Raw genomic sequence first — 18,035 nt, 5'->3', positions numbered from 1 at the left:
CATTTAATTGGTTTTAAGGCGTAACTGCAAGTCTCAAGCGCTCTATTACCCCGATGTCAGATGTAAGTGTAACAATATATATACCTTGTCTTAGGTTTTGAACAGGGATTTCGTAATTGCCATCTGAATTTTTTACTTCTTCTGCATTAGTAAAAGAAATAAGCTGTCCGTTAAAATTATGAATGCTAATATAGAAATTACCCAAATCTTCTCCAGTTTGAAGGATAGCATAAGAAATAGCTGGATTTGGATAAATTTTATTTTCTAAAGTGGGATTAAAACTATTCTCCCTTGCTTCATTCACTGTCAAAATTTCCTCAGTTTCGATAAACAATTGTCTTAAGTTACTATTACCTAAGTTGATTTTACCACTTGGGAAAACTGCGATTCCTGAAACTAAGGCATTGTTTACAATTCCCTCAAAATCGAGATTTAAATTACCATCAGATACTTTGATGTTTTCGAAACGCAAAGAGACAGGTCTATTTGAGTTTTCAATGTATAAATCTACATTATTCTTGACTGTAGTATTTTCAATATTGATATCGAACACCCTATTGTTTACCCCTGTTTTAGAAGTGATTTCACCGAAGTAGTTTTCATTATGGTAGGTGATTACTGTGTACTCTCCATTCGATACCGGAAATTGATATTTCAAGGATTTACCATAACGATTGGATTGAAACAATTTGTCTGAACTTGAAGCCGGGACATTATACAGGTAAGAATCAGCTGGTATCTGTACTTTACTGTCTTCAGATACGAAGTTAACTCCCTGGTAGTCAGTGTCAGTGTCGCTTCCGACGTTGATGAAAAATGAATCTGTGTCCAACTCGTCATAAAATCCACTCATAGGAATGATAGCTATTCCAGCAAGTAGCGCATTATTTACGGAAGCTTTAAGCTCTATTTTTAGTTCTCCATCCTTTACAAGTATGTCATTGAAGATTAAGCTTGTTTCTTGATTGCCACTTCTGGCATAGAGGTCAAGATCATTTCTAACCAATTCATTTTGAATAAAGATATCAAACACTCTCATACCAGCTTTTCCATCAGGGTGTGTAACTCCAAAATAGTTTTCAATATGGTAAGTTTTAACCCTATACGTGCCATTTTTAACTGGAATCGTGTAAATTAAATTTTCTGAAAACCTTGTGGAATGGAACAAGGGCTGATTTGAAGCTTTAGTATTTTCAGAAATTCCTGATGGAGAGAAATGCTTGTCAATATAATCCGACACAAAAACATCCCCATTGTAATTCTCGCTTGTTGTTCCTCCTACATTGATGAACTTTGCCCCTTCAGTTGGTTCCGGAACTTCTGTAGATAGACCTCTCTCAACAATTGAAATGGCAGAAATAATTGCGTTATTAGCCGAAGCAATTAAATCTAGGTTTAAGGTACCATCTGTTACCTCTATGTTTTCGTGAGTCAATATTATTTCTTGATTTTTACTGAGCGCATATAGGTCAAGGTCTTTGTATTTCGTTTCTCCATCAATAATGAGATCAAAAACCCTTTTTCCATTACTTCCTGCAACACCATTTACCCCAAAGTGAACCTCTTGATGGTAAGTCTTTACAGTGTAGGTACCATTAGGTACGGGTATTTTATAGGTAAGATCTTCATTAAATGAAATGGACTTAAAGATTGATCCTGAAAAATTGGTTAGTTCTAAAGAGTTAGATACACCAGTTGATACATTGGTTTGACTTAGTGGGAGAAATTTATTTCCCTCATATATCTCTGCGTCATTTGAGCCAATATTAAGGAATAACGAAAATCCACTAGTAACAGGGCTTTCATTATCAGAACCTGTTGTACCTGGATTAATTTTTATAGGAATGAGATCAGAAGTTGCTACTTCTGTATTGGAAGTATTGATAATCACCGCACTTACTTGATGATTACCCGCATTTCCTTCTTCCCAAGAAATACTATATGGTTGATCTGTAGCACTACCAATCAGTTGACTGCCGCTGTAAAATTCTATTTTACTAACATTATCAATATTTGGAGTTATTTCTGCAGTTAATTCAATTTTTTCACCGAATTCAAAACTGCTGTTGGCTGTAAGTGATGTGATTTTTACTTCTTGTTGAATATCAGGCTCATTTACTGGGGGAAGCACAACGTCAGAAGTTCTTACCAATAAAACTGAGGAATAAGGTTCAATTTGATAATTGCCTGAAAATGTATTTCCTTTTACGTCTTTAAATGTTCCATCTAAAAATATGGACTTCTTAGATTTAGAAGCGTTGTATTCAAATAGGAATACGTCGTCCGGGTTTGTTAGCTCTACATTAGCCTCTTTAATTTCTAAATCATCAATCATGTATTCCCAGTCGCCGACATCAGAAATAAACATGATTACCGGATTAGGAACATTTTCATATGGCTTTAGTAAAACAGAAAATTCTTGTACCTCAGGACTTACTTCAATTGCTGTACTCGGTGAAATTACTTCCCAAGGGGTTCCGGCATACCTCAAAGCTATCCTAAGGAATCCTTTTTTGTTACTTTTGGCTTTAAATTTAGCTACGTAGGTTTTGTTCTTTTCCACACTTTCTATCCTAGCCAGTGCAGAGGAATATCCCGGACTTTTGACTTTAATGGTTCCATCTAAAATCCCATTGGGTTCCCACCCTAGGGTACAGTCGTTACAGTAAAAATCATCTATGCCTTTTAGAAACGATAAATTATTATACAGGAGCTCTCCTATAAGGTTTAAAAGACTAAACTGTTTAAACTTATCTTGCTTGAATGTAGTTGAAGTATTGTCTTTGCTGAATGTGCTTTTCCAATCATCTAAGTTTTTAATTTCCTGTAACTTCTTACTATTCTGATAGTGAGTTACATATATACTATGTTCATCACCAAGGGGCCTGGCGAAATAGTTCCGATCAAAAGTACCAAAGCTTGGTATGTCGTTCTCTTTATATGTGTTAATTCGGTAGGAGTATTGGTCAGTTTCTTTAGAGAAAAGGACATTATTCGAAAAGGTTACATTTCGGACGTCTGTCCCCCTTTCACTGTTGCCTATCAATGCTTGGGTGTATGAATTGTAAAAAACGTTTTCTTTGACTGATACATTAAAAACATTGGATGCTTTAAGCCCAGAATAATTGGTGTTAGCGATAGTGTTTTTATTTATTGATACGCCATTTGCATTGTCATCTAAGAAAATACCACTTCCTTGAGGATGGTGGTTGGATACATCATGGTAGGGGGTTCCATTATTGGAAGAAAAACCATCCACAATAATATTATTTTCAATTACACGGTTGCTAAAAGTGGAAACTGAATTGCCACCAAATGTGTAAATTCCACCGCAATCATTTTTTAAGAGGCAAAATTCCTGAATCAAATTGTTTTTGATGGAGATATTATTTCCATTAAAATGGATGCCATTAAACCCTACACTTTTTACAATATTATTCTCAATTATAACATTATTACCTGATAAAAATATACCGTTACCATTATTGTCTTGATTTTGCCCACCTCCAGGAAAAGGGAAACTATTTTCAATGCTATTGTCCTTAATAATGGCATTGTCATTTCCATACCTTAGGTTTAGTCCTGTGTTTAGGGAATAATTAATTCGACAGTTTTGAATAACCAGGTCCTTGATGTTTAATGAGTTAACCCCATTTTGACCCGAGTACTCAATGTCGGTATTGTTCAAAACGATATCACTACCTTCCCCGATATAAATTGCATTTTTATTTGCACCTTTAAAGTGAATACTCTGAATTAATAGGTGGTCGATGTTATAAGATTTTACAAGGAGATTTTCTAATGTACTAACAAGTACAGTGTGATTGTTAGGATTTGAATTGCCAAAATATACATTTAATTTTCTGGAATTATTGTAAAACCACTCACCGAATTTATCAAGAGTAGAAAGGTGATTCTGAATAAAAAAACCAAATCCGGTGCTTGGGCTATATGCCCCTGAACCATTAAAATTAACAGTTGAACCTGAATTAGACTTAATCAAATGCCTATCCAGTATCCATTGATTCTTTCTAATAACTATTTCTCCATTACTGAAATTTGGCGCACCTGATAATTCGTCACTACTTATTGAAGCGTTTCCGGAAAATGAGGAAACAGTTAAATATCCACCATTTTTTTCGTCACTATTTGGAAATCGACCCTTCTCATACAATTGATCGTCGATGGTGACTATATTGGTTTCGTAACTAGAGAATGTGTTAGTGCTCTCATATCGGCCATTTCCAATGGATTTCCAGCCACTTACCTTTTCGAAGGAGGTGATAATTGGTTTAGGCCCCGACCCATAGGCATCTATTTTAATGGGATTTCCAGGACTCCCGCTCTGATTTGCTTTTATAGTGCCATAAAAAACATCCCCTCTTTTTAAATAAATTGCATCTCCAGGCTTTAAACTACTAAAAATGGCATTTAATTTGTTGATAGATTTCCAAGGAGTATCCGGATTTTGTGCTTCCGATGTACTTCTCGAATCGTTACCATGTTCAGTTGAAAAATAGTAGTCTGTTGCAATTGCATGTAAACTAAAGAATAGGAGGCTGAAACAGAGAATAAGTTTAGATAAATTTTTATTCATTGGAACTTGTATTTAGTCGGTGGTTGGTTAATATTTCTATTCAACTAAGGTTTGATATATCTATTCTATAGCCCATAATCATTTGATTAGGACAAATTGTTTTACCAGTGAAGTTTTAAAATAGGCCACTTCATCTCGATTCGATTCCCTTCTAGCTTAATTTTTACTCGCACTTAACTAATGCCTTCGCTTGGGTAATTAAAATATCGCGTTGGCATTGATGTGCTATGAAATTTCGTACCAAAATTTCATATTCAATCTGTTTTTATAATCTCAGTAACATTAATAGGTGAAATAGTTGGCGGTAATTTACTGAAACTTAATTATACATATAAATTTAAGTATGTAATACTAATAAAAATGCATTTAATATACAACGGGTTGGTTTATAATTTTTTAGAGGTTTTTTTTTTACCGATGCATCGGCTCATTTAATACTAATTTTTTTGTGGGTTGAACCCACAAAATGGTCAATTTCTCAACAAGTTTATAAATTTATTCGTTAAAGAGTAAATTATTTGCTAAAAATTACTGTTAAATTTTGAAATTAATGCGGATATGACCGTGATTTATTTCTTTTTTCGTAAATATCGCCAATTTATTTATTATCAATTATTGTTTTGGGAAAATTATTGATTTTTGCTTAAATCAATAACAAATGCTTTAAAAAACAATGATTTTTTAAGAAGGGTTTACTAAGTATTATAAAAAGAACACCCCAAATCATATGTGTACAATTTGGGGTGGTTATTGGTAAAGATGATGATTCAATTCACTTTACATTTTAAAAAAAAAAAATTGGCGTAAGCCCACAGTTTCTTTTACCAGTGGTAATTTGTTATCTATGAAAGTATTGTTGTAGGCAAACGCTTAACTGCTTAGCCTTTTAAGTTTTCTGCTTCCTGATCTTCTTCCCCAGCTGAGGAATTTTCAATCTTTAAATTTTGACCATTCTCGTTTCTTACGTATAATGTACGTGTTGGGAATGCAATAGAGATACCCATTTCTAAGAATCTATCAAAGATTTCGAAATTGATTTGCTGTTGGATGTCCATATAGGTATTATAAGCCGCGTCTTCTATATAGTAAACAACTTCAAAATTAAGACTTGAATCTCCAAATTCTTTAAAATGTGCTCGGTCAAAAGTAATGGGTTGTTGATGGTTTACGATCTCTTTTAAAATTATAGGTATTCTTTTTAAGTCTTCATTGTTTGTCTCGTAACTTACCCCGACGCTAAACAGAATCCGCCTTCGTTGCATCTTTTTGTAATTGTGAATTCTCGAGCTTGTCAAGTCACTATTTGCAATGACTAGTTGTTCCCCCGAGAGTGTCTTTACGCGTGTGGTTTTAATACCGATCTTTTCTACAACTCCATTCTTGTCATCTATTACAATAAAATCACCTATTTCTATGGGCCTGTCAAAAAATATCACAAAATAATTGAACAAGTCACCTAGTATATTTTGAGCAGCAAGGGCTACTGCTATACCACCAATACCCATACCGGTAACAATTGCGGTTACGTTGTAACCTAAATTGTCAAAGAGGAATAATATACCTAATCCCCATATTAATACGTTGATAATGAGAATGATTCCACCTATTTGCTTGACTTTTTCTTCTCCGTTCTCTTGTTCTCTTACCCAGGTTTTTAATAACAAGATCAAGACGCTGGAAACTAGCCTTACGATATAATAAGCGAGAATTACCTTGTGAGCATTGGCAAGGATTGCTCTAAACCCCTCAGAAATAGTCAGCGTTCTTATGCCAAAAAATACTATAGAGATATATAATGCCGGAATAACAAACTTCTCTATTGCCTCCAATAAAAAATCATCCAAGTTCGTGGCTGTTTTCTCAGTCAGAGATTTAATTTTTTGAAGTATTGTTTTCTTAAAAATTCTGACGATTAAAATGCCAATAACAATGATTCCCAACGCAATTAAATAATCTTGGGTCGTATTGTTCCAGAATTCGAAATTGAGGTATTCTTCTAACATATCATGATTAGTTTTAAAGTTTAAATCAAAAGAATTTTGGGTTCTTGGTAATGATTTTATGAGTAGGTGTATATGGGATCTTGGTAATGGTTTTTAGGCAAAAGCCCTATAGTTATTTTAGCTTTAATAGTACAATTCTTTTTGTCAAGTCTTATTAAGCCAGATTTCTGATATTACTCAGGTGTAAATAATTGTACCTTATGATAAAAAGCATTTCAAACAATGGGTTTTCTTTTTTTTAACAACCTAACCAATTAATGTAATAATCAGACAACCTATAAAATAAAAGGAGGCACAATAAATGTGCCTCCTTTATTATTTTAAGTAGAAAATTTTTATTAAGCTGGGCTTACCGCCTCTGTTTTTTTAGAATTCTTTTGCCAGAAGAAGAAGATGGTAAACAATACGATCAGTAATATGGGGAAAAATGCCATGTTTTGAAGCGTCGCTTGACCAGCAGCCAACTCCAATGCGTCTCCTGATAACCCTTCAGCACTTTTTTCTGCCCTAGAGGAATCAATCCACCCACCGATGATAGGTTGGAAAATTGCCGTTGAAAACATTCCTATTCCTCCGATAATAGACATACCCAAGGCTCCACTTAAAGGTACTCTTTGTGCTACCGCACCGACCATGACAGGCCAGAAGTAAGCAACACCCAAGGCGAAAATGATGGCTACAATATAAGCTATGGGGCCAGTAACTACACTGAAAAGTAAAATGCCTAATGTGGCCAAACAAGCTCCGGTTAATAACACTCCTGTTTGACCTAGTTTTTCAACTACTGGTCCTGCAAAGAATCTTGCTACGGCCATTACTCCTGTAGTCAATGCCAATATGATCATTGCATCAGCACCACTGCTTGCTAAGACGATATTTACCCATTGCTGTGGGCCGAATTCGGATATAGCTGTAAATGCCATGCACACAAAAAGAAATAGAAAGACCGGACTAAACAATGCTTTGAAATTATTAAGCAAAGAAGTGGCTCCTTCCACTTTTGCCTTTGGAAATGTTTTTCCAAAAAACAATACGGCATAAATTACTGTAGGAATCATTGTCACCCACATCTGAGCTTCCCAGCCCAGGTTTAACCCTGTCATAAAACTTGAAATCAATGCTCCAACCATAATTCCCCCCGGGAACCACATATGAAACCGGTTCAACATTTTATTCATTTTTACTCCAGAGTACATGTCCGCAATCATTGGATTACATGCAGCTTCGGTACATCCGTTACCAAAGCCAATAAATAAAGTTGAAATGAGAAGTGTTGTATACCCTCCGGCATATATGGTTAATAAAATACCAAGCGTGTGGGCCACAAATGCTACCCTCATGATATTTTTGGGGCCAAATGAGTGGTAAACTATTCCTCCAATGATCATTGAAATTGGAAAGCCTAAGAACCACATTGAGTTTATAAAACCTAATTGAGCTGCAGAAAGACCGAAATCTTCTCCTAACTGTGGTAGAATGCCGGCTCGTATACTAAAGGTGAATGCGGTGGTAATCAGTGCGAAACAGCTCCCGTTAAAGAGCGCACTTTTGTTAATGTTTTCGTTCATTGAATTTGGGTTTAGAAGTTTTATACATTTTTTTCAGATGGTTGATCAATTTAATTGGACAATATATAAAAAAAATAAATTTACCTTTTGCCCTTTTATGTAAATTATCCTTAAAAATTTGGTGAATCTCTCTTCAATTGCTTGAATGTATGTATTTTATGGGTTTTTATGAATTTTTACTTCTGATCACTTTTGGTCTGCTTACTTTTTATAATGGCCAAATTAATAGTATTTCATTTGTTTGGTTCAATTCAATTTTTTGATAATCAAATTTTCTTAAATAATAATTGAGCCTAAAGAAAAACAATTCAGTATTTTTTATTAGATTTGAAATGATATCAAAATAATATTAAAATAATATGGAAAAGACAATCAAACCCCAATCCGGATACTTTATGGTATTCATAGCCTTCTGCCTCTTGGCACTTATCGCTTTTAGCATTATTGGTAAAGTTGTGTTTCTACTTATACCAACTGTGTTGCTGTTTGCCTTCATTATTTCCGGGTTTTTTATAGTAGAGCCCAATAAGGCCATGGTGTTGCTTCTGTTTGGTTCTTACAAAGGGACAGTAAAAGACGATGGGTTCTTTTGGGTGATTCCCTTTATGACCAAGAAAAAAATTTCATTGAGGGTTCGGAACTTTGAAAATAAGCCTTTAAAAGTCAATGATAAAATAGGTAACCCGGTAATGGTGGGCACCATTGTCGTTTGGCAGGTGGCAGATACCTTCAAAGCCTCATTTGATGTGGATGACTATGAGAATTTTGTGCACTTACAAGCCGATGCGGCCGTTCGAAAGATGGCAGGGACTTATCCTTACGATAATTTTGAAGATGCACATGCGGAAATAACACTTCGGTCCGGGGTGGAAGATGTGAATAAATCGCTTGAAGATGAGATCAGTGACCGCTTGCAGCATGCGGGAATTAAAGTCATTGAAGCTAGAATTTCCCATTTGGCCTATTCGTCTGAAATTGCATCTGCCATGCTGCAAAGACAGCAAGCAACTGCAATTGTTGCTGCCAGAAGAATGATCGTAGACGGAGCAGTAGGGATGGTGGAGATGGCCTTGGAGGATTTAAAGATAAAAGGAATTATTGATTTTGAGGATGAGAAGAAAGCAGCAATGGTAAGTAACCTGATGGTAGTCCTTTGCTCCGACAAAAATGCCAGCCCCGTGGTGAATGTAGGTACTTTAAATCAATAAGTATGGTGTATAATGAGTCCCAGGCCTTAAAGGATACTTGGTTTATACCTGTTTTTTTTGGTCTTCAGTTAATAGTATCTGCTGTTTCATTGGTTTATGGTGTTGTTGAAGCAGAGGAATCTACGAACATCATGGTGCTAGCGATTGTTTTATTTGTTTCTTTGCTTATAGGTTGGATGATTGTTAGTATGAAGCTTGAGATCAGGATGGATCCTACTGCACTTTCTTATAAAAGCCCTCCATTTATTAATTCCTGGAAAAAATACAAATGGGAAGAGGTGAAAAATATCCAACAAATTAAGCAGAGATCGATTTGGAATGGGGGAGGGTTAGGTATACGCTATGACCTCAAAGGGGAGTGGAAATACCTATTCAGTACATCTTATGTAGTGAGAGTATCACTGAAAGATAGTAGTTTTGTATGGAGTACCCGCAATCCGAATAAAATTCTGGATGCTTGGGAAGAATGGAGAAGTGAAAGGTAATATATATGGCACAGAAGAAACCTTTTGCCTTGCGAATAGATGAGCGGCTAATGAAAGCCATGGAAAAATGGGCTGAAGATGAGTTCAGAAGTACCAATGGACAACTGGAATGGCTGATTCATGATGCTTTAAAAAAAGCAGGCAGGTTACCAAAATCAAAAGATGAAAAAAAATAAATCAGATCGACAAACTTATCCTCCCTGTTATGGATATAGCTCAATAGAACTTAATTATTGATAGTAATAAGCCCAATATACAAGGGGGAAACAAAGAAATTTTGCTTAATTTGTTTGCTTAAATTTAAAACAAGTGATTACCTTAAATATGGACAGTACTGAAAATAATCATATAGATCGATTAATTGGAAAATTGCTCGATCAATCAAATGAGGATCCAATGAAATATGGTGATCAGTTGGTACGGATAGGAGGAGAGGAAGTACAAGGAAAGTTGATCCATGTGCTTAAGTCAGGTGAAATGGATGAGGCTTTTTTGGCTACCAAGGTGCTTTCAAGGATGGAAAATAAACAAATAACTTTAGATGCCTTATTTGATGTGATTCACCGGCCGGCAAACCAACACCAAAATGGAGGTTTGGTCTCTCTGGTGGAAGAGTTTGATATCATTGATAAATTTGTTGATTTATTTAGGGTTTATCTTTTTGGGAACTTTAAATCGTCAACCTTAGCTAAGGTTCATTTGGATTATGCTGAGTTTGACATAACGCCGAGAACCCTTAAAAAGGCCAAAAAACATTATAATCATTTTCTCAACAATTCGTCTAAAGGAGACGATTTTGAATTAAAAAAAGCTGAAGCAGAGACAATTTTAGCAGAACTTAAAGACTTGCTTGATGAAGAGGAATAAAATTAAAAGTTAAATATATTTTAAACCCAAATTCAGTCCTAAACAGATATCTCCTGAATTTCTAATCGAAAGAATTAAAATGAACCCAATCAAGATCAGATTTTACATTTTTTCACTCTTATTATTATTTGGATACCATTCGTCTTTTGCCCAACAAAGCTGGAAAGAAATCACCTCAATTAAAGAATTATACAGGTCTTACCCATACTTGGTAGAAGGTACTTTTAATCATATGGATTTGGAGCACAAAGGGCTGGGAAAAGTAAAGACAGCAGTTTCAAATGAGAACTGGGTGCTTGCTGCCAATGAATTGTTGGCCTACTATAAAGTCTCCGAAAATGGAATGGGGCTTAGGAAAACCCTGCCTAATGCTTCGTCCAAAACAGTAGCAGCAGCTGATACCATTCTAAAAGATGTTTTCACTATTCAGAATGTAAAAGGTAAAGTTCCTTTACTGGAAAATGGACACAGGGATTGGTACTATAAGGGGCCAAATAATGATAGAGAATGGGCTTGGCTCTCCAATCGACATAGCCAATTATCCAATGTTATGGGAGCTTATTTTCAAACTGGCAATCCAAAATACGCACAATACATGGACCTGTTTTTAAGAGATTTTATCCTTGCAAGCATGCCTTACCCTGCAGAGAAGAAATCTGAATCAATTTGGAGGGGACTTGAAGTGGCTGCAAGAGTGAAAACTTGGACCAGGGTTTTCTATGGCATGATGGAAAGTGAATATATCTCACCGGTAACCCGATTTTTAATTTTGAGTAGTTTACCTGATCATGCCCATTACAATAGAAATTTTCATAGTGGCAACAATTGGTTGACGATGGAAATATCATCTTTGGCCACCGTTGTGGCCTATTTCCCGGAATACAAAGCTACCGATGAATGGATGGATTATGCGATTGCTACCATGACAGAAAGCATGCGGGGTCAGGTTTATCCTGATGGAGTCCAAACCGAATTGTCTTCTCATTACCATAACGTTTCCTTGAATAATTTTGAGCTGTTCAAAGACTTGTGTGATGAGGCGGGTCGTGAACTCCCTCAATATTTTACTCAGACCATAGAAAATATGTATGGTTATGTTGCAAAAGCAATAAGGCCTGATGGGTATAGAATATTGAACAATGATGGTGATAGAGGAAGTGATCGAGCGTATATTTTAAAAGCTGCTAAAAAATACAATAAACCGGAATGGGCTTTTTTAGCTAGTAATGGGACTGAGGGAACAAAGCCTGCTGACGGACCTTCTTACTTTATCCCTTGGGCAGGACAATTGATTTCCAGAAGTGGTTATGATGCCATGGCCCACTGGTCCTTTTTTGATATAGGCCCTTGGGGCAGTGGTCACCAACACAATGATAAACTGCACCTGTCTCTTTCAGCTTTCGGAAAGGATTTTCTTGTAGATGCAGGTAGATATGCTTATACCGGAGAGATAGCAAAGAAATTTAGACCTTATGCGTTAAGTAGCAAGGGCCATAATTTGGTTTTGATCGATGGGAAAGTTCAGGAGGATGGCCCACGTTTGGCAGACAAACCGGTGGATAGCAAGAGGGTTAAACTTACAGAAGACTTTGATTTTGCCTCTTCTTCCTTCGATGATTTCATTGATTTAGATGGGAAAGCAAGTCACAATAGAAGTCTCTTTTATGTTAGAGGGGCGTTTTGGGTAGTAGTAGATAGGATCCGAACTGAGCAGCCCAGGGAAATAAGTACCTTATGGCATTGGCATCCGGATGCAGATGTCAAACAAAACGGCAATATTACCGTGGGAAGTTATTCGGAAGGTAGCCTGGAAATTGTTCCTGTTGGGGATGTCGCATTTGATATTCAAATGATCATGGGGCAAGAAGAACCTGAAATTCAAGGTTGGTACAGCCCTGAATACAATTTATACGAACCAAATGTAGCCAGCATCTACAATAGTAAAATAAAGGATAACGACACGACGTTGGTTTGGTTGTTGATTCCCTCTCCGGGAAACGCAAGTAAGCATAAAAGCAACGCTAAAATTATAGGAGAAAGTCAAAATGCAATTGAACTTGAAGTGAGTCACAATGGACAAACTTATGAACTTTCTATCCCTTTTGAGGACAATAGGTTTGCCAAGTTTAATAAAAAATAAACCACTATTGGTTGTGTTTTCTATAAGGCTATTTCAGAAAGTCTAAAGAATAAATAAATAAAAAAAGAGGCAGGTTTCTGTGAAGAAACTTGCCTCTTTGATTATACCCTGGAGAATATTTCTTTTTCACAAGGTCAGTGTCTTACTGATCTTGGATCAAAGTCCTGTATAATTGAATGGTGTTATTTCCTTTAACTCCTTTTTAATTTCTTCAGACACATTGAGGTTATTGATAAATGTAGCTATTGAGTCTTCGGTAATTTTTTCATTGGTTCTGGTAAGTGCTTTCAGCGCCTCATATGGTTTAGGAAAAGCTTCTCTCCTAAGCACTGTTTGGATGGCCTCTGCCACTACAGCCCAGTTTTCATCCAAGTCTTTTTCTATGGCAACTTGGTTCAATTCCAATTTTTCTATGCCTTTATCCAGAGAAAGAAAAGCAATTTGCATATGTGCCAATGGAACACCTATTACCCGAAGAACAGTACTGTCTGTCAAATCTCTTTGGAGACGGCTGATGGGAAGTTTTGCCGCCAAATGCTCCAATAAAGCATTGGCTATCCCAAGGTTTCCTTCTGCATTTTCAAAATCTATAGGGTTGACCTTATGTGGCATAGCTGATGAACCCACCTCACCCGCTTTGATTTTTTGTTTGAAATAATTCATGGCCACATACTGCCAAATATCTTTACTGAAATCTAGTAAGATGGTGTTCAATCTTTTGAGGCCATCAAAATGAGCTGCAAAATGATCGTAATGTTCAATTTGGGTCGTTGGGTAACTTCTGCTTAGGCCTAGGTTTTTAGAGACCAGGTTGTTAGCGAAGGTGTTCCAGTCAATTTCCGGAAAAGCCACGTGATGGGCATTCATGTTTCCGGTAGCACCACCAAATTTGGCTGCAAAAGGAATGTTGTTTAATAATTCCAATTGGGAAGAAAGACGGCTTACAAAAACATCAAATTCTTTTCCCAAGCGAGTTGGAGAGGCAGGCTGCCCATGTGTTTTGGCCAACATAGGAACTCTTGCCCACTCTTCTGCACGAGATTTGATTTTATCGAATACTTGGGTTAAAGCAGGAAGGATTACTTCTTTGATGCCATCCCTGTACATCATGGGGACGGCAGTATTGTTGATGTCCTGTGAGGTCAATCCAAAATGGATAAATTCAACAACCTCTTCAAGCCCTAAAGCGGTGAATTTATCTTTTAAGAAATATTCAACTGCCTTGACATCATGGTTGGTGGTTTTTTCAATGTCTTTAATTGCCTGGGCATCTGCCTCGGTGAAATCCTTTTCTATGGACCTGATAACCTCAAATTTTTCCGGTTTCACACTTTTTAATTGGGGAAGAGGTAATTCACACAGGGCAATGAAATATTCAATCTCCACTTTAACCCTATACCGAATCAATGCATATTCAGAAAAATAGGCCATTAAAGGGCTTGTTTTGGAGGCATATCTGCCATCAATGGAAGAGATTGCGGTAAGCGGATTAAGTTTCATCATTTGTCTGTAAATCAATTGAGGCACAAAAATAATTGTTATTATTCAAAAGACGAGGCCAAGACCAAATTAATATAAAATAAAAGGGGACCCTGTTTCCAGGATCCCCTTAAAATAAACATTGTTAAGTTAACTAATAGTTGGGATAGTTTCTTATCAATTGAAGGCGAAGGGCTTCTGCGGAGTTACTATCTGCACCCAATTTACCTCTGATGACTACCGTATAAATTCTGCCTTCCCTGAGGTGAATGTCATTTAAACGGATCAGCTCATTCTGGTCATCAGAAGAAACCTTTAGAATAAGGTCTGTTTCTCCGATGTCAACATTGACAAAATCGGTAAATTCCAAAAAGGAAAGCTCCTCCAAAACTGCATCTTCATTGTTCCTTTGGTATAAATCCACTTCCGGTCCATCAGCTGCTAAGTGAACGAGTCTTATCAGAGCTTTACCATTCACCGGGTTTTCCAAACTGTCTTCAATAAATAGGGTAGTGTATTCGTCTCCTGTTTCTGTAAGAAAAAACGAATAGGCCTTTTCAACTCCTAAGTTTACAGCAGTGTCTAATAGGGATTGATCTGAATCATTGTCTACAAAAGAGAAATTTCTTTCACCTGTATAGAAATACCAATAATCTATGAATTCGCCAAATTCAAAAGACTTGCGATCATATACTGTTGTATCGACCTCTATTTGAATATCCGATGATTCGTTAGTACCATTATAAAAAGAAACATAGGCTGTTGGTTCATAGGCTGAGTTTGGTCCTTCATCGTCAAGGCAAGAGAAAGTAATGGGGAGGATCATTAGTATTAATAAGTATTTTCCTGTTGCCGAAGCTTTTTTCTTTAAATAATTGATTTTAGTATTCATAATCTTATAGTTGTTTTGTTTTCTAAAGCCAGTACGAATGGATGCTTCTAAATGCTACAATGGAATAAGAAATTCTTTGGAATTTGAAGGAAAGTAAGGCTTTTGAGTTAAAGTTTGGTAACTATTTTTTCTCGCAATAGGTAATTGGAAAAGAGTATGTTAATTTTGTATGAATTGCTCATCAAACTATTCCTTTTATTGTAATGCTGTTTAAACTATTTAAGAAGAAAAAGGATGATCTCGAAAAGGATGATCATTACCTTACCCTCAGAATTAGGGAAACTGTCCAAGAAACTTCTGATACCGTAACCATATATTTTGACCAGCCGGATCCCATCATGGATTACCTGCCCGGTCAATTCCTTACTATAATTGTTGAAGTTAACGGAAAACAAGAGCGAAGAGCTTATAGCTTGTCGACCTCGCCTTTTGTGGACCCTTTTCCGGGGATCACTGTGAAGCGTCTGGAAGGCGGATTGGTTTCAAATTTCATTAATGACACTTTCGTGCCTGGTAAGCGGGTAACTGTCATGAAACCCTTAGGTAATTTTACTGCTGAGTACCACTCGCAAAACAAGAGAAAGTACGGTATGTTTGCCGGAGGAAGTGGCATTACTCCAATTATGGGGATTATCAAATCCATATTGATTAATGAGCCGAAATCTGAAGTGAATTTGCTTTATTGCAGCCGTTCTCAAGACATGATTATTTTTGATAAGGCGCTCAAGGAACTGGTAGAAAAATACCCCGGTAAATTAAATATTACCCATAACCTTACCCAACCCAAAGCAGGATGGGAGGGGGCTTCAGGGAGGTTAAACCAGGAAAAAGTCAATGAATTTTTTGATAATCATTTCACTCATTTTGCCGAAAACCAACGCTTTTTTGTATGCGGACCGGAGGGAATGATGGAAACTGCTCAGGAATGTTTGGGGAAGCTGGATGTCAAAAAAGAATTCATCCATAGTGAAAGCTTTTACCTCGAAAAAGAGGAAAGCCAAGATGATGTTCCAGTTGAAGGGGTGATCAACAGACCTGTGAAAATTTTATTGGAAGGGGAGGAGTATAGCTTTGACGTTGGTCCGAGTAAAACCATTTTAGAGGCCGGATTAGACGAAGGATTAAATATGCCTTATTCTTGTCAGAGTGGGCTCTGTACTGCATGTCGAGGGAAGCTGCTTTCCGGAACAGTGGAAATGGAAGAGGATGCAGGCTTAAGTGAAAACGAGATAAAGGCCGGCTATATCCTTTGTTGTTCCGCAAAGCCTACCAGTGCAGAGGTTAAGATTCAGATTGACTAATGGCAGAAGAAAATCAAATTAAGACAATGAAGAAAGATTTTCGCTTGTTGGAGCGAAATGTCTTGCTATTGATTGCAATACCTTTACCTCTTTTTTCTTTTGCTTATTTGTATGTGACAAGCGGCAACCTGGACTTTAATTTACCTGCACTCCCGGAGGTGTTTAACTATATTGTCCTAGGTTTGGTAAGTGCAATGCTTGTGGTCCAACAATTTGCTTTTACCAAGCGAATTAGGGCCATCAGAACAAGCGGAGTGCCGGTAAATCAAAAAGTCAAAGGATACGCCAAGGCGACTTTTTTGAGGTATTGGCAGTTGTTTTGGATAGGCGTGTTGTGCGCTTTCGGCTTGTTTTTCTATGAAAATCAAGGTTTTACAATTGTTTACGCAGCCACTTTATTGTTTGTTTCTTTGGCTAAACCAATGCCGGGCAGGATTGTAAGTGTCTTGCGTCTAAAAGGAGAAGAAAAAGAGCAAGTCATGGAAATCCAAAAAAGAGATGCTTTGGACTAATAAAAATAACCGCCAACCCTTTTGAAGCAATTTATTACAAGGGTTGGCGGCTTTTACCTTTTTATAATGGTTGAATAGAGATATTACCTGAACCAACTTTTCCGACGATCATTCCATTTTTGCCATTGTCAATATAAACGGTACTTTTACCCGATTGAGTTCCTACCCTAATGTTTCCGCTACCTGCTTTTAAGTCAAAATTATAATTCGATAAATTACTACCGGTATAGATTTGAATATTTCCTGAGGAGGCGTTCAAACTGGTGTCCAGTCCAAGTCCGGCATTATCTGCTCTGATATTTCCTGAACTTACCTCCAGGTTACCTAATTCCCCTATTTGGTTTAATTTTATGTTCCCGGATGTGAGTTTGGCATTTAATAGTCCTGACAAGGAATTGATTTTTAACTGCCCACTGGTAGCTTTAAAGTTCATGTTTCCCATTACATCTTCAATTGTGGCATTCCCGGAAGTAACTTTGCATTCCAGATTGCCTGTTAAGCCTGTCAATTGGACATTTCCCGAGGAGGCTTTTAAGCTTAAGTCCCCGCTGATGTCTGATGCCTTAATTAGCCCGGAACTTGCCTCAATCTGATGTGATGGTGCGCGTACTCCGGAAACGTAAGTAGCTCCGGAACTTGATTTTATATTTAATTGAATATTTGAAGGCCCGGTTAACCTAAGGTATCTTTTGCTTTTAGGGCGTGAATTGTTTTTGCCATTAAAGGCAATTTTTAAGGTGTTACCCACCGTTATCATCACCAGGTCCTTGTCTGCATTTTCTTCATGGCCTAAAAATGCTTCTAAATCTATCTGGGCTAAATTATCTTGTCCTTCATATTGGATCTCTATAGCTCCGGATTTTATTTCAAGGATTTCTATACCGGAAAACGATTTATTGATGACTTGTTGGCCTTGCGAAGATCCTAGACCGGTAAATAGCAGGGCTATTAGCAATAGCAGGTGTTTTAATTTATATTTCATA

At 36.8% G+C, this 18,035-nt stretch carries 13 protein-coding genes; 7 read left to right on the top strand and 6 right to left on the bottom strand.

What is annotated here, in order from left to right:
* Positions 1-13: 13 nt before the first annotated feature.
* The 3 genes from ACYVHJ_RS06165 to ACYVHJ_RS06155 all read right to left on the bottom strand — a co-directional run bounded on the left by ACYVHJ_RS06165 (position 14) and on the right by ACYVHJ_RS06155 (position 8,168).
* On the bottom strand, positions 14-4,597 hold the full coding sequence (locus ACYVHJ_RS06165; protein WP_460513242.1) for a malectin domain-containing carbohydrate-binding protein: 4,584 nt from the start codon (positions 4,595-4,597) through the stop codon (positions 14-16).
* Between the two features lie 878 nt (positions 4,598-5,475).
* A complete protein-coding gene (locus tag ACYVHJ_RS06160) occupies positions 5,476-6,600 on the bottom strand; it encodes a mechanosensitive ion channel family protein (protein WP_460513240.1) in 1,125 nt (374 codons plus the stop codon).
* A gap of 338 nt (positions 6,601-6,938) precedes the next feature.
* Positions 6,939-8,168 carry an MFS transporter gene (locus ACYVHJ_RS06155; RefSeq protein ID WP_460513238.1) on the bottom strand — a complete coding sequence of 410 codons (1,230 nt, stop codon included), beginning with the start codon at positions 8,166-8,168 and terminating at the stop codon, positions 6,939-6,941.
* Between the two features lie 359 nt (positions 8,169-8,527).
* On the opposite strand from ACYVHJ_RS06155, the gene ACYVHJ_RS06150 reads away from it, so the two are divergent.
* The 5 genes from ACYVHJ_RS06150 (at position 8,528) to ACYVHJ_RS06130 (ending at position 12,868) form a co-directional block, all read left to right on the top strand.
* Positions 8,528-9,376 carry an SPFH domain-containing protein gene (locus tag ACYVHJ_RS06150; RefSeq protein WP_460513237.1) on the top strand — a complete coding sequence of 283 codons (849 nt, stop codon included), beginning with the start codon at positions 8,528-8,530 and terminating at the stop codon, positions 9,374-9,376.
* A gap of 2 nt (positions 9,377-9,378) precedes the next feature.
* Positions 9,379-9,861 carry a hypothetical protein gene (locus ACYVHJ_RS06145; protein WP_460513234.1) on the top strand — a complete coding sequence of 161 codons (483 nt, stop codon included), beginning with the start codon at positions 9,379-9,381 and terminating at the stop codon, positions 9,859-9,861.
* 5 nt (positions 9,862-9,866) lie between these two features.
* The gene (locus tag ACYVHJ_RS06140; RefSeq protein WP_460513232.1) at positions 9,867-10,037 is read left to right on the top strand and encodes a type II toxin-antitoxin system antitoxin; all 171 of its coding nucleotides are present in this window, start codon (positions 9,867-9,869) and stop codon (positions 10,035-10,037) included.
* 148 nt (positions 10,038-10,185) lie between these two features.
* Positions 10,186-10,728, top strand: a complete 543-nt coding sequence (locus ACYVHJ_RS06135; RefSeq protein ID WP_460513230.1) for a HEAT repeat domain-containing protein — start codon at positions 10,186-10,188, stop codon at positions 10,726-10,728.
* A 79-nt stretch (positions 10,729-10,807) separates the two neighbouring features.
* Positions 10,808-12,868 (top strand): alginate lyase family protein, encoded by a 2,061-nt coding sequence (locus tag ACYVHJ_RS06130; protein WP_460513227.1) that lies wholly within the window; start codon positions 10,808-10,810, stop codon positions 12,866-12,868.
* Between the two features lie 156 nt (positions 12,869-13,024).
* Here the strand turns inward: ACYVHJ_RS06130 and purB are convergent, their stop codons facing one another.
* Entirely contained in the window at positions 13,025-14,368 is a 1,344-nt protein-coding gene (gene purB / locus ACYVHJ_RS06125) for an adenylosuccinate lyase (RefSeq protein ID WP_460513694.1), read from the bottom strand.
* 133 nt (positions 14,369-14,501) lie between these two features.
* The gene (locus ACYVHJ_RS06120; protein ID WP_460513225.1) at positions 14,502-15,239 is read right to left on the bottom strand and encodes a DUF4397 domain-containing protein; all 738 of its coding nucleotides are present in this window, start codon (positions 15,237-15,239) and stop codon (positions 14,502-14,504) included.
* A gap of 203 nt (positions 15,240-15,442) precedes the next feature.
* Between ACYVHJ_RS06120 and ACYVHJ_RS06115 the strand changes: the two genes are divergently transcribed.
* Entirely contained in the window at positions 15,443-16,540 is a 1,098-nt protein-coding gene (locus tag ACYVHJ_RS06115) for a ferredoxin--NADP reductase (RefSeq protein ID WP_339905713.1), read from the top strand.
* 26 nt (positions 16,541-16,566) lie between these two features.
* The gene (locus ACYVHJ_RS06110; protein ID WP_339905714.1) at positions 16,567-17,052 is read left to right on the top strand and encodes a hypothetical protein; all 486 of its coding nucleotides are present in this window, start codon (positions 16,567-16,569) and stop codon (positions 17,050-17,052) included.
* Positions 17,053-17,113: 61 nt separating this feature from the next.
* On the opposite strand, the gene ACYVHJ_RS06105 is transcribed toward ACYVHJ_RS06110, so the two are convergent.
* A complete protein-coding gene (locus ACYVHJ_RS06105; protein ID WP_460513222.1) occupies positions 17,114-18,034 on the bottom strand; it encodes a DUF4097 family beta strand repeat-containing protein in 921 nt (306 codons plus the stop codon).
* Between the last annotated feature and the right edge of the window lies 1 nt (position 18,035).

The organism is Cyclobacterium sediminis (genome assembly GCF_054781075.1).
This window is presented reverse-complemented; position numbering and strand designations above follow the sequence as displayed.